A 13342-nucleotide genomic window follows, 5' to 3' on the forward strand; every position below is an offset into this window, starting at 1 on the left:
ACCCGGTCTTCGGGAAACAAAGGCTCGAACGAAGCGGTTGTCGTTATGCCGTGATGTCCCCACGCATAGTGTTTGAAGTTGCCGATTACGCTTACTAATCTATTGAATTATTTACACATATTTGATTCTGTGTAGCGATTGATGTAGGTTTCCGTGTCGGCTAGCCGGAGCCGCTGGCAAATCCACGCTGGCCGCTCTCACGGCGCAAAAAAAGCCGAAACACTTGCGTGCCCCGGCTTCCCCCTCCCTGTCGACCAGCGTTAGCGCTTACTCCGGTCCCATGCAAAGCTGTCAGCGCCGACCCATCGGCGCCGCGCCTGACTAATTCTCCGTGCCCGCCCAGGACATCTCGCGCAGCCGCGTGCGCAGGCGCGCGACGGCCTGGCTGTGCAGCTGGCACACGCGCGACTCGCTCACCTCCATCACCGCGCCGATCTCGCGCAGGTTCATGCCGCGCTCGTAGTAGAGCGACATGAGCAGCTTCTCGCGCTCGGGCAGCCGCTCGATCGCCTCGACCAGCGCGCCGCGCAGGCTGTCGTCGAGCAGCGCCGAAAGCGGGTCCGAGTGATCGACGCAATAGCGGTCGAGGAACGGCTCGTCGTCGGCGGCGCGGTCGAAGTCTTCGTAGTAGATGAGCTGGCTGCCGTGCAGATCCTGCAGCATGCTCTGGAACTCATCGAGCGGCATCTGCAGATGCTCGGCGATCTCGGTCTCGCTCGCCGAGCGGCCAAGCCGCTGCTCCACCTGATGCACGGCGCTTTCCACTTCGCGCGAGGTGCGCCGCAGGCTCCGCGGCAGCCAGTCGTTGCTGCGCAGCTCGTCGAGCATCGCGCCGCGAATGCGCTGGCTCGCGTAGGTCTCGAACTGCGCGCCCTGATCTTCCTTGTAGCGGTTCGCCGCATCGAGCAGGCCGATCATGCCGGCCTGGATCAAGTCGTCGAGATCCACGCTTGCGGGCATCTTCGCCACGAGCTGCAGTCCCAGCCGCCGCACGAGCGGCGCGTATTTCGCGAGGACTTCGGCCTGCGAAATCTTTCCTTGAGCGTTATACATCTGGCTCTCCTATGTCCGTCACGCGTGCTGGTGCGCGGTGCGCTGCACGGGCGAGTCCGCCCGCCATCCCGCATGAGCCGGCGCAGGCGCGGATGGAACGCCAGTGACGGATGAAACGAATGAATCTGCTGAATTTGCCGCATTTGTCGCATGCGCCTGCGCGCCAGCCGTCGCCGCAAGCGCGGGGCGCATCGGCCAGTGCGGCAGCTCGGCCGCCACATGCCGAAAGTCGCGTGCGGCGGCCGTGGATGGAAACGCATCGACGATGCAGCGCGAGAGCTGCAGCGCGCGCGGCATGTGCGGGTCGGCGGCCACGCTGCCAGCGATTTCGAGCGACACCGTGAGGTAGCGGCTCGCCACGCCCGCGAGGTTCTCGAGCACGGTCTGCGCTTCGCTCTCGCTCGCCACCTGGTTCGCGAGCACGCGGAACTGGCCGATCGCGTGCGCGAAATGCAGCCGCTTCATGCACGCATAGGCGTCGGTGATCGCCTGCGCGACCACACGCATCACGATCAGCACGTCGTGCGCATGCATCGCGAGCGGCGAGAGCGCGCCTTCGGCGTCGAGTTGCGCATCGATCAGCACGAAATCGGCGGGACCGGCGAGCACCTTGCTCAACTGCGCATTGAACTGCGCGCCCGTGTACTGCGCGCGCGGCTCGCGCGGGGCGGCCAGCACGCCGAAGCCGAGGGCATGCCGCCCCACCGCCTGGTCCAGCGCCATCTCGCCGCGCATCACCGCCGCGAAGTTGCCTGCGCAGTTACCTGCGCGGTTGCCCGCGAGGTTCCCCGATGAGTACCCCGACGCGTTCCCCGCGCCGTGCACGCCGCCGAGCAGCGCGCTCACCGAGCGCGGGCCGAGGCATTCGTCGATGACGAGCACATCCTTGCCCTGCGCGGTCAGTGCGGCCGCGAGATTGATCACGACGGTCGTGCGCCCGGGAGAGCCCGGGCCGCCGGTCACCGCGATCACGCGCGAGCCTTCGCGCGCGAGCAGCCGTCGCAGGCCTTCTGCCTGATCGATCACGAACTTATCCAAACCGGACCTCGTGGGCTTGCGTGTTCGAACGCGTCGAGAGCGCGGAGAGCAGCGCGGGAATGTCGTCCTCGTGCGGCACGAACGGCGAACGGTCGCGCGGCACGCAGAACGCGCTGCGGACCAGGAAGCGGCGGGTGGCCACGTACAGGTTCTCGGGCACCTTCTGGCCCGTGGAGACGTAGTGCACCGGCAGCTTGTAGCGCAGGACCGTGTCGAGCGTGCTGCCGAGATTGGTCGCCTCGTCGAGCTTGGTGAGGATGCAGCCCGTGAGCGGCGAGTTCTCCGGGCCGCTCTGGTAGGCCTGCACGACTTCGTTGAGCGTGTCGCCGTGGCTCGTCGCCGAAAGCAGCAACAGGCGCTGGACCGGACGGCCCGCGCTGCACAGCATGGCGATCTGATCGGCCACGGCGCGGTCGCGCTGGCTCATGCCGATCGTGTCGATCAGCACGATGTGCTTGCTCTTGAGCTCGGTGAGCGCGAGCTGCAGATCCGCGCCGTCACGCACCGCGTGCACCGAGACGCCCAGAATCTTGCCGAAGATACGCAGTTGCTCGTGACCACCGATACGGTAGCTGTCGGTGGTGAGCAGCGCGACCTTGCTCGCGCCGAAGCGCATCACGCAGCGCGCGGCGAGCTTCGCCGTGGTCGTGGTCTTGCCCACGCCGGTCGGCCCCATCAGCGCGAACACGCCGCCGTGCTCCATGAGCGCTTCTTCGTCCTCGAGCACGGGCAGGTTCGATTCGAGCACCGACTGGGCCCACTGCATGGCGGCTTCCTCGGTTTCCACCTCGGGCAGGCGGTCGACCACCATCTTCACGAGCTGCGCCGAGAAACCGGCCGCGAAGAGCTGCTTCGTGAGCGTGCCCTGCACCGGGTTGCGGCGCTGGCGCTCGCCCCACAGCAGACCCGCGAACTGCTCTTCCATCATGCCGCGCATGGAGGCGAGCTCGTGCATCACGGTTTCGTTGACGACCTGCTCGATGCGCGCGCGAATCGCTTCGCTCACCGTCTGCGCCGTGTTGGGCGCGCCGCCTTGTGCCGGGGTTTGTGCAGCCGGTGCGGTCGCTGCGTTCTGCGCGGCCTGCGCGGGATGGGCGGGCTGTGCGGTATGCGTCGCGTTCTGGGCGAGAGGCGCCGGGCCGGCTGCGTCCGGGCTCTGGCCGATGCTGCGGGCGGCGCGCCGCGCCGCGACGTGCGCGGCCTGGCGGGCCCATTCGGGCGTGCTCGCCTCGACATCGGCGCGATGCACGGGATCGGCGGCAACGCCGAGACCCTTGGCCATGGCGGCTGCGGGCGTGATTCCGGCCGGCAACGCCTGATCCTGCTGCCCCGCTTGCTGGCTCGCGATGCGGCGCGCGTGGTCGATCAGCCAGGGATTCGATTCGGCCATCGTGCGCGGCGCGCCCGACGGATCGGCTGCCGGCTGCATGGCGGCCTGTTCGAGGCGTCCGGCGGCATCGCGGCCCGCAGCGCCTGCGGTCCTCGCGGCACTGAAGGGCTGTGCGGCTTGCATCGCCTGCGCGGTCGGCGGCATCGTCGACTGCTGCGCGGCCTGGCCAGCCGCGGCACGCGAGGCCGCGAACGGCTGCGCTGCGGCGTCGGGAGCTTCGGCGCTGAGCTTAGCCTGCGTGGCCTGTGCGAGCGAGACGGTGGCGTCGTCGCTGCCGTCGGCTTCGTCGTGCATGCCGGCGTTCGTCCCGGCGCTGTCGTGCTCGGCACCGACTTCCGGGCTCGCGCCGAACACCGACGAGAACACGTCGGGCATGCCGCCGCTTGCGTAGGGGTTGCCCACAGACGTCGCTACGCCGGGCGTCGCTACGTTCGCGGCAGGCTGTGCGCCGAGGGCCGCGCGCGTCGGCTTCGTCGCGAAGGCGGCGCCACCTTGTGCCTGGGCGCTGCCGAACTGCCCACCGCCAGAGGGCGCGCCGCCAGAGGGCGCGCCGCCATCCGCCGGCGCGATCGCCGCGAGGTCGCTATCCGCGAGCGCGACGATTTCGACATTGCCGTCGTCGAGCGTGCGGTTCGACAGCACAACGGCGTCCGCACCCAGCGCTTCGCGCACGAGGCGCAGAGCGTCGCGGCTGGTGCCACCGATGAATTTGCGAATGTTCAAGCTATGCCCCTGATTGAGGTGGGCGGCTTGGGCCGCCGGTCGATTGCGTCTGGATTGCTGCGAGCCTGGCGCGCTCGCGCGGGCCCTTCTCCGATGTTGGAATTATTTCGAAGGTGAGCCCTCGACGATCGGTGGATCAGGGCGGGGAAACCTGGGTAATTCGGGGGATGGGGGAAGCTGGAGCGCTTGCGCGCGGCGCGACGGCGCAGGTCGATCGATGGGTGCTACGCGTTTTGATTCCGCACAAGGCGCACGCCAGCGCGACGCTCATAAAGTGGCGTCCTCGCCTCTTGGTTGTAAGCGGATGCCACGCTATGCAACTGCAGGTGGCCCTCACTTCCACCTCGGAGAATCACAACGATGGAAACGCTAATCCCGCAAGCATCAGTCGACATCGAAGACCTGAAAACCTGCCTTGAGGCGATCGTGGCGTCGGCCGATCGTCCGGTGGCCATACTGCAAGACAGCAAGCCCGTGGCGCTCCTCGTGTCGGTTGGGCTATGGGACACGCTATGCGAGACGCTCGAAGACATCGAGCTGTGCCACCTCGTCAAAACTCGCCAAAACGACCCCGTGGTCGCGGTGAAGCTGAGCGACTTGTGAGTTGAAAAAGCGGCAAGGCCCGCATTGAGCGGGCCCTCTGTCTGCTCGGGGCAAGTGCGTCAGGTGCTCACCCCGCCCCCACCACATTCACCACCCTCACATTGCGCGTATCCGGCACCTCGGCATACGAGAGCACCTTCAACTGCGGCAGGCTGCGGCGCAGGAAGCGCGAGAGCATCGGCCGCAGCGCGTGCTGCACGAGCAGCACGGGCGCTAAACCGAGCGCCTGCTGACGCCCCATCGCCATTTCGGTCTGCGTGAGCAGCGTGTGCGCAAGCCCTGGCTCCAGCCCCGGGTTCGGACCGGACGTGAGCGTCTGCGAAAGCACGCGTTCGAGATTGGCGTCGAGCCCCATCACCTGCATGTCGCCGCTGCCGGGGAACCACTGCTGCGTGATCGCGCGGCCCAGCGAGATGCGCACGGCAGCCGTGAGGTCATGCGCGTCGGGCATGCGCGGCGCGTGCTCCGCGAGCGACTCCATGATCGTGCGCATGTCGCGGATCGGCACGCCTTCTTCCAGCAGGTTCTGCAGCACCTTCTGCAGCGTCGTGACCTGCATGACCTTCGGCACGAGGTCGTCCACGAGCGAGGGCGTGTCCTTCTGCACGCGCTCGATGAGCGCCTGCACTTCGCGGCGGCCGAGCAGCTCGGCCGCGTGCATCACCACGAGGTGATTGAGGTGCGTCGCCACCACGGTGCTCGAATCGACCACCGTATAGCCGAACACCTGCGCCTGCTCGCGCATGTTCGAATCGATCCAGATCGCGGGCAGCCCGAACGCCGGGTCGGTGGTCGGCGTGCCGGGCACCACCGCGCTCACCTGCCCCGGATTGATCGCGAGCCACTGGCCCGGGAACGCCTCGCCCGAGCCCACTTCCACGCCCTTTAGCGCAATGCGGTAGGCGTTCGGGCGCAGCTCCAGGTTGTCGCGAATGTGAATGACCGGCGGCAAGAAGCCAATTTCCTGCGCGAACTTCTTGCGGATGCTCTTGATGCGCTTGAGCAGCTCGCCGTCGGTGTTCTTGTCGACGAGCGGAATGATGCGGTAGCCCACTTCGAGCCCGAGCGTGTCGATGAGCGCCACGTCGTCCCAGCTCGCCTCGGCGTTCTCGACCGGCGCGGCGGCGGCCGGCAGGACGTCCGCGAGCACGGCGCTGGCCTTTTTCGCCTCGGCGTTCTTCTTGAGCACACGGCCGAGCTGGATCGCGCCCCCGCCCAGCAGCAAGAACGCGAAGTGCGGCATGCCCGGGATCAGGCCCATCATGAGAATGATCGTGCCGGTGATCATCATCACGCGCGGGTTCGTGAAGAGCTGGCCGGTGAGCTGGGTGCCGATGTCCTCGTTGGTCGCCACGCGCGAGACGATCACGCCGGCGGCCGTCGAAATCACGAGCGACGGAATCTGCGCGACGAGGCCGTCGCCGATGGTGAGCAGCGTGTAGGTCTCGCCGGCGGCGGCGAACGGCATGCCGTGCTGCACGACGCCCACGATCAGGCCGCCGATGATGTTGATCGCCATGATGAGCAGGCCCGCGATGGCGTCGCCGCGCACGAACTTGCTCGCGCCGTCCATCGAGCCGTAGAACTCGGCTTCCTGGGCGATCTCGGTGCGGCGCTTGCGCGCGGCCTCTTCGTTGATGAGGCCCGCGTTGAGATCGGCGTCGATCGCCATCTGCTTGCCGGGCATGGCGTCGAGCGTGAAGCGCGCCGAGACTTCCGCGATCCGGCCCGCGCCCTTCGTGATCACCATGAAGTTGATCACCATGAGGATCACGAACACGACGATACCCACGGCGAAGTTGCCGCCCACGAGGAAGTGGCCGAACGACTCGATCACCTTGCCCGCCGCATCGGGGCCGGTGTGGCCTTCGAGCAGCACGACGCGGGTGGAGGCCACGTTCAGCGAGAGGCGCAGCAGCGTGGAGAACAGCAGCACGCTCGGGAACGCCGCGAAGTCGAGCGGCTTCATGGTGTACATGCTGACGAGCAGCACCATCACCGAAAGCGCGATATTGAAGGTGAACAGCAGATCCAGCAGGAACGGCGGCAACGGCAGGATCATCATGCCGAGGATCATGCAGATCAGGATCGGCCCGGCGAGCGCGCGCAGATTCGTGCCTTGCAGCACGTCCGGGCGCCGCGCGAGGAAACCGGTGCGGGCGTTCATTCTGTTGCTCCTTCATTCGCGCCGCGTGCTTCGTTGCGCGTTTCGTTACGGTTCGCGCCGGAATTCGCGCTGCGGGCGGTGTTCGATGCGGTGCTGGATGCTGCGTCCGGTGCGGCGCCAGGCGCGTTGCCGCCGGCCGCGCCTGCCTCGGGCGCGAGCGACTCGTCGGCTTCCTCGGCCGCGTCTTCGTCGCTCACCGCGCCCTTGTCGAGCTCGGGCGGCACGTCGAGGTCGGTGGGTGCCATCGGCACGTCGCCGCCGTGCTCGCGAAAGCGCTTCAACTGATAGACCCATGCGAGCACCTGCGCGACCGCGCCGTAGAGCGGGCCGGGAATCTCGCGGTTGATGTCGACGTTGTAGTAGAGCGCGCGGGCAAGCGGCGGCGCTTCGAGCAGCGGCACGTTATGTTCGGTCGCGAGCTCGCGGATGCGCGCCGCCACGAGGTTCACGCCCTTGGCGACCACCTTCGGCGCGCGCATTTCGCCATCGGCGTATTGCAGCGCGACGGCGAAGTGCGTCGGATTGGTCACCACGACATCGGCCTTGGGCACCTGCGTCATCATGCGGCGGCGCGCCATGGCGCGCTGCTGCTGGCGAATGCGGCCCTTCACGTGCGGGTCGCCCTCGTTCTCGCGGTGCTCGCGCTTCACTTCTTCCTTGGTCATGCGCAGCTTGCGGTGGTACGACCAGAGCTGGTACGGCACGTCGATGGCGGCCACCACGAACATGCCGGCGACGGTCGTGCCGCAGCAAACGGCGATCAGATGCATGGCGTCGGCGAGCGCGCGCGCCGGCGGCTGCATGGCGAGGCCGAGAATCTCCTCGCGCCGCATCCACAGCGCCGAGCCGCCGATGATGCCCACCACGAGCGTCTTCGCGAGCGACATGCCGAGCTGGATCGGCCCGTTCACCGAAAAGATGCGCCCGAGCCCCGACACCGGATTGAGGCGGCTGAACTTCACTTCCAGCGCTTGGGTCGAGAACAGCCACCCGCCCAGCGCCATGGGCGCGAGCAGCGCGGCGGCGCCGGTCAGCATGAGCACGGGCAGGAGCGCGAACAGGCCTTCGCGCGCGGCCACACCGGCGCCCGTGAGCATGCGCTTCGTCTCGAAGGCGCCCGCGTGGTTGAACGTGAGCGCGCCGCGCAGCATGGTCTGCAGATGCTCGCCGATAGTGCCCGAGAGCAGCCAGGCGCCAAAGCACCCCGCCGAAAGCAGCGCGAACGTGGAAAGCTCCCGCGAACGCGCAATCTGCCCCTCCTCACGCGCCTTTTCGAGGCGCTTGGGAGTGGCTGATTCGGTTTTTTCGAGGTCGCTGTCCTCTGCCACGGATGCTCCGGTCGGCGGCGCACGCGGCCCGCCACCCCTGCGGTGACGGCGCACGCCCTTTTTCAGTGAGAGCGATTATTGCCGCGCGGCGCAAGCGGTGATCGGCGGAGTAAGGCAGGGAAACCGGGGTATTTCGCGGGATGGGATGGCCGCAAGGTTTGCCTTGGCGACGGGGGCAAGCGGTGGCTGGAGGGCGGAAGCAGGAAGCAGGAGGCAGGAGGCAGGAGGCAGGAGGCAGGAGGCAGGAGGCAGGAGGCAGGAGCCTAAGCTGCGGCGGGTGGCAAGCGCCACCGTCGCGTGGGAAATCAGGGACGAAAGGGCCGGGCGAGCGCCGGGCGGACAGGCAAGGTGTGCGCGCCCGCCGCTGCTGCGGCGGACGCGCCAAGACGCAGCGCGTTAGAAAGCCACGTACGGCGTCTGCGTGCCGCCAGTGTGGGTCTGGTCCATGCCGTAGTACACGTAGCGCCCGTAGAAGAACGGCAGGCCGAGGTCGAGGTTCGTGCTCGAGCCGAACTGCCCTGCGAGATCGTTCAACGCGAAGTTGCTGCCGCCGTTGAGCAACACGGACGCGCTCACCACGTTGAAGCTCACGTTGCCCGAAGTGTTATTGATGTCGGTGAGCGTCGCGTTGAGCGTGAGCGGCGTGGATGGGCAGTAGAACGTGCCGAGATTGCCGCCGCACTGCGCTATGGCGCTATCGTTGAAAAAGATCCCGTTCGAGCCGGAGTCGAGGAACGTCTCTCTCAGCGCCTGCCCGTTGTACGTGCCGGTCATGTCGCCCCACTGGTTGGTCGCAAAGCGCTGCGAGGCGTTCAACGTGTTGTTCGACCGCGTGCCGATGCCGAACACCAGCGTGCCCGTGGCCGAAGCCTGCCCGTTGTTGGAGATGGGCGGCATCTGCAGGATCACGCCATTGTTGTCGAGCGCGAACTTCGAAACGGGATTCGTCACCTGGCTCGTCAGCGCAACGGCTGTGTTGGTGCAGTTGCCGCCGCCAGGGCACGCGTAGTAGGTGCTCGTGGAGGCGCTATTCGCACAGTTCGCGCCGCAGTCCCAGGGCGAGACGCCGATACCGAGAATGCCGTTCGCACCGATCGCCTGGGTCGAATTCTGCGGGGGCCCGAAGCTCGCACAGGTCTGCGGCACCGTAGAGCTCGCAAGATCGCCGATCACCTGGATCGGAATGTTGCTGGCCGTCTCGCCACCGATCTTCACGTCGGCGTTGCGCACCGTGCCCCATGTATAGCCGTCGGCGAACGCCGTGCATTCGGCGAGCGTGCTGCCATTGCTGGTGGTCGTGGGCAACGTGTTGTTGAAGTTGCCAAGCGCCGAAGCGACCACGCGCAGGCCGAACGAGGCCGTGTCCACCTGAACGTTGTTGATGGTCTGGCAGTTGCTCGTGCCCGGCACGCAGACCGTCACGGTGACCGTGGGGATGTTGGGGAAGTTGCTGTTGATGCCGCTGTTCACGGTCACCGGCACAGTATTCACGGCCGTGGCGGCAATGGGCTGCTGCTGCGGACCGGCAGGCAGCGAACCAGTGCCGCTACTGCCGGAGCTGCTCGAGCCGCCGGAGCCGCTGGAACTGGAGCTGCCGCCACCGCCGCCGCAGGCGGCAAGGCCCGCCGTGAGCGCGAGCAGCACGGCAAGGAGGAAGGAGCGCGGCTCACGCAGGGCGCGAACGAAGGCGTTGGGGATTACGTAGTTGGACACGCGTCGCCTCCCGTTCGTTATTGGATGTCGGACGTGCTGACGCCGGCCGGCAGCGCCTGCGGCAGCCATGCCTGGCCGGAGAAGGCGCCCATGTGGCCGCCCGAGTGCACGACGAGGCCGCTATTGTCGACCGCGCCGATTCCACGCACGCCTCTGGCGCGATTGGCCTCTACGCCCGCGACGTACTGCGGGAAATAGCCGCCGAGCAACGCGGAGAGATCGGGGGGCTGCGGCCCGCTCCAGGCCACGCCGAATACGGTGCCCGCCTGCGAGACGTACTCGCGCACGACGGTGCCGTTCGCGAGCGTGGTTTGCTTCACGGAATACGCGGCTGCGCCGCCGGTAGCGGAAGCACTGGATGACGCACTGGCCTGGGCCGCCTGGCGCATGACCGTGGAGGCCGCGCCTTGGCCCGCCGGGCCGATTGCGCTATTCGGAACGGTGACGCTCGCGCCCGGGGGCGTGGCCATGGGCGCGCCGCCCAGCGCGGCGCTGGCAGGCAGCGAGATTGCCCATGCACCCACTGCGCATACGAGCGCGGCGGCGAGGCGCCATGCTGCGCTGCTGGAAACCGGGGGCTGCGCTGAAAGCGAAGCTGAAGACGAACTCGACGAGCCCGGCGCGCCGGACGAGCCGGCACAGTGAGACGCGCGGGACACGGCAGACACAACGGTCGATGTGTGCGGATACAAGATGACCCTCCCCCTCTCTCGGTCGCGCGCTCCTCCGCGCGGCGCCCGCGCCTGACGACTGGCGGCTACGGACGGCGTCTTGACGGGGAACGGCTGGTAGCGCTGCAATGCACCGCCGCGGCACGCCGCGACGGCAATGAGCGAACGGCCTCTAGTATGCCTGTGCGCCATGATATTCGGGAGCTAGCCGCACGGCCAGGCCGGCTGATCATCCGGCGCGCAGCATGGCCGTGCAAACGAGCAGCGGCCAGATCGTGGGGAAGTGGCCCGTGGGGACTGCCAGAACCGGCTGCTTAAGTGGGCTTCTTGAGTGGGCTGCTTTATGAGACGCATAAGTGGGCTGCATTAGCCAAGCTGCCCGAGCGGCCGCGGCAGCCGTCCCGGGCCGTCTGAAGCCCTGCGCTAGAACCCGAGGCTCGCGAGCAGATCGTCCACTTGCGCCTGATCCTGCATCACATCGGCCTTGCCTTCGGGGTCGATCTGCGGGCCGTTCAGCAGGGCCTCGGGGCTGCCCGTCCCGCCGGCCGTCTCCGCGAGCAGCGCGGCATTCGCCGCAAACTGTTCGCGCCGCTCCGGTGCGATGTTCTCGACCAGCACCGTCAGCAGTTGCTGCTCGATCAGGTAGACCACGTCCATGATCTTCTTGATCACCTGACCGGTCAGGTCCTGGAAATCCTGCGCGAGCATGATTTCGAGCAACTGCCGGTTGGTCGCCGCCGTGGACTGCGGCACGCCCTCCAGAAATTGGCGCGTGTCGTCCATCAGCGCGCGCACTTCCTCGCGGCCGATCGGCGCGTCGTACCACGTGGCCCAGCGCGCAGAGAGCGCCTTCGCGTCGCTTTCGAGCTGGGCCTGCATGGGCTTGGCCACCTCGATCGCGGAAAGCACGCGCTCGGCCGCCTGCTCCGTCATGTTCGCGACATAGCGCAGCCGGTCGCGCGCGTCGGGCACCGCTTCGGCCGCGCGCTCCACGTGCTTGTCGAGGCCGAGCTCGCGCATGGAGTCGCGCAGCGTGCGCGTGAGCTGGCCGATGCGCGCGAGGATGCGGTCCGAAGCGAATTCGCCCGCTTCCGTGCCGGCGCCATCGTGCGCCCCGGCAGGCAGCGCGCCGATCAGTTGCGCTTCGGACAAGGCGGCGCGCAGCGCCAAGGCTTCGGTGGGCCAGGCCGCGGACTGCACATCGACGGGTCGCGCGTCGAGCGGCTGCACGGCCGACTCCGCGGCCTGCTGCACGGCGGTGAACTCGTTCACGTCAGCTCCCGGCCTTCGCCATCTTTTCGAGAATCTTGTTGAGCTTCTCGTCGAGCGTCGCCGCCGTGAACGGCTTCACGACATAGCCGCTCGCGCCCGCCTGCGCCGCGGCAATGATGTTTTCCTTCTTCGACTCCGCCGTCACCATCAGCACCGGCAGATGCGAGAGCGACGCGTCGGCGCGGATGGCCTTGAGCATCGCGAGGCCGTCGAGGTTCGGCATGTTCCAGTCGGAAATCACGAAGTCGTAGCTGCCGCCGCGCAGGCGCGCGAGGCCCGCGGCGCCGTCTTCGGCTTCGTCGACGTTCGCGTAGCCCAGTTCCTTGAGCAGGTTGCGGACGATCCGGCGCATCGTCGGAAAGTCGTCCACCACCAGAATCTTCATTCCCTTATCCATCTCGGTTCCATTCCTCCAGGCCAAAACCCGGGCAGTGATCCAGACAAGCCCAACGCCTGTCCAGATCGATTCATCGTCATCGATCGTGTGGGCCTTGCACGGCCACACGCTCGCTCAACCAAAGCTTTGTGCCAAAGCGGCCTTGTGCCCAAGCGGTGCAGCAGCTTGCGTGCCGCCGCGCCGTTTTTCCCGCTGGCGCCGCGCGCCGTTCGCCACGCGCCCTGCAGGTACTACAACACGCCGCACTACACGCGCTGCACGCGCTCGCCCATGCTGGCGAGGCGCGTCATCACGCGGCGGCTCATGTCGGCAAGCGGCGCGATCTCATCGGCGGCGCCCATCGCGATGGCCTCGCGCGGCATGCCGAACACGATGCAGCTCGCCTCGTCCTGCGCGAGCGTGAAGGCGCCGGCGCGGCGCATCTCCAGCAGGCCCGCCGCGCCGTCGCGGCCCATGCCCGTGAGAATCACGCCGATCGCGTTCTTGCCCGCGTGCAGCGCCGCCGAGCGGAACAGCACGTCCACCGACGGCCGGTGCCGGTTCACCGGCGCCTCGTCGGACAGATGGGCGATGTAGTTCGCGCCGCTCCTCGCAAGCAGCAGGTGCGCGTGGCCCGGCGCGATATACGCGTGTCCGGGCAGCACGCGCTCGCCGTGCTCCGCTTCCTTCACGGTGATGCGGCACAGGCCGTTCAGGCGCTGCGCGAACGACTTCGTGAAGCCGGGCGGCATGTGCTGCGCGATGAGCACGGCCGGCGCGTCGGGCGGCAGCGGCTGCAGCACTTCGCGGATCGCCTCGGTGCCGCCCGTCGACGCGCCGACGATCACCAGCTTCTCAGTCGAGACGAGCGGGTTGTTGAGCATCGGCGCGGCGTGAACCGGCGCTGGCGCGTGGCTGCCGTGCGCGCTGGCGGGGTGCGCCGCATGAGCGGCGGCACCCGTGCTGGCCGCAGCGGCCGCAGCGGCCAGCGCGGGCGCTGGCGCACGC

10 protein-coding genes and 1 pseudogene are annotated in these 13342 nt (G+C 67.8%); 1 reads left to right on the forward strand and 10 read right to left on the reverse strand.

Going from position 1 to position 13342, the window contains the following annotated elements; genetic code table 11:
• Positions 1 to 321 precede the first annotated feature (321 nt).
• The 3 genes from EYW47_RS33620 to flhF are packed head-to-tail and all read right to left on the reverse strand — an operon-like array spanning position 322 to position 4204.
• The gene (locus EYW47_RS33620; RefSeq protein ID WP_133199127.1) at positions 322 to 1053 is read right to left on the reverse strand and encodes an RNA polymerase sigma factor FliA; all 732 of its coding nucleotides are present in this window, start codon (positions 1051 to 1053) and stop codon (positions 322 to 324) included.
• An 18-nt stretch (positions 1054 to 1071) separates the two neighbouring features.
• On the reverse strand, positions 1072 to 2091 hold the full coding sequence (locus EYW47_RS33625) for a MinD/ParA family ATP-binding protein (protein ID WP_133199128.1): 1020 nt from the start codon (positions 2089 to 2091) through the stop codon (positions 1072 to 1074).
• Positions 2084 to 4204, reverse strand: a complete 2121-nt coding sequence (gene flhF, locus EYW47_RS33630) for a flagellar biosynthesis GTPase FlhF (protein ID WP_133199129.1) — start codon at positions 4202 to 4204, stop codon at positions 2084 to 2086. The genes EYW47_RS33625 and flhF overlap by 8 nt, the downstream gene beginning before the upstream one ends.
• 360 nt (positions 4205 to 4564) lie before the next feature.
• Here flhF and EYW47_RS33635 point away from each other — a divergent pair, with 360 nt between their 5' ends.
• Complete coding sequence (locus EYW47_RS33635) at positions 4565 to 4807, forward strand: prevent-host-death protein (RefSeq protein ID WP_133199131.1); 243 nt, start codon at positions 4565 to 4567, stop codon at positions 4805 to 4807.
• A gap of 67 nt (positions 4808 to 4874) precedes the next feature.
• On the opposite strand, the gene flhA is transcribed toward EYW47_RS33635, so the two are convergent.
• The 7 genes and pseudogenes from flhA to EYW47_RS33675 form a co-directional block, all read right to left on the reverse strand.
• Positions 4875 to 6974, reverse strand: a complete 2100-nt coding sequence (gene flhA, locus EYW47_RS33640) for a flagellar biosynthesis protein FlhA (RefSeq protein ID WP_133199132.1) — start codon at positions 6972 to 6974, stop codon at positions 4875 to 4877.
• A gap of 134 nt (positions 6975 to 7108) precedes the next feature.
• Positions 7109 to 8302 (reverse strand): annotated as a pseudogene (gene flhB / locus EYW47_RS33645) (flagellar biosynthesis protein FlhB); the annotation flags it as partial.
• 396 nt (positions 8303 to 8698) lie between these two features.
• The gene (locus EYW47_RS33655; protein WP_240764030.1) at positions 8699 to 10015 is read right to left on the reverse strand and encodes a DUF3443 domain-containing protein; all 1317 of its coding nucleotides are present in this window, start codon (positions 10013 to 10015) and stop codon (positions 8699 to 8701) included.
• Positions 10016 to 10032: 17 nt separating this feature from the next.
• A complete protein-coding gene (locus EYW47_RS42215; RefSeq protein WP_240764031.1) occupies positions 10033 to 10539 on the reverse strand; it encodes a DUF2844 domain-containing protein in 507 nt (168 codons plus the stop codon).
• 570 nt (positions 10540 to 11109) lie between these two features.
• A complete protein-coding gene (gene cheZ / locus EYW47_RS33665) occupies positions 11110 to 11820 on the reverse strand; it encodes a protein phosphatase CheZ (RefSeq protein ID WP_133199142.1) in 711 nt (236 codons plus the stop codon).
• Between the two features lie 139 nt (positions 11821 to 11959).
• Complete coding sequence (gene cheY, locus EYW47_RS33670; RefSeq protein WP_133199137.1) at positions 11960 to 12355, reverse strand: chemotaxis response regulator CheY; 396 nt, start codon at positions 12353 to 12355, stop codon at positions 11960 to 11962.
• A 245-nt stretch (positions 12356 to 12600) separates the two neighbouring features.
• On the reverse strand, positions 12601 to 13342 hold a 742-nt coding region (locus EYW47_RS33675; protein ID WP_276322977.1), incomplete at its 5' end, for a chemotaxis protein CheB.

Source organism: Paraburkholderia silviterrae, from assembly GCF_004353915.1.
GTDB lineage: Bacteria > Pseudomonadota > Gammaproteobacteria > Burkholderiales > Burkholderiaceae > Paraburkholderia > Paraburkholderia silviterrae.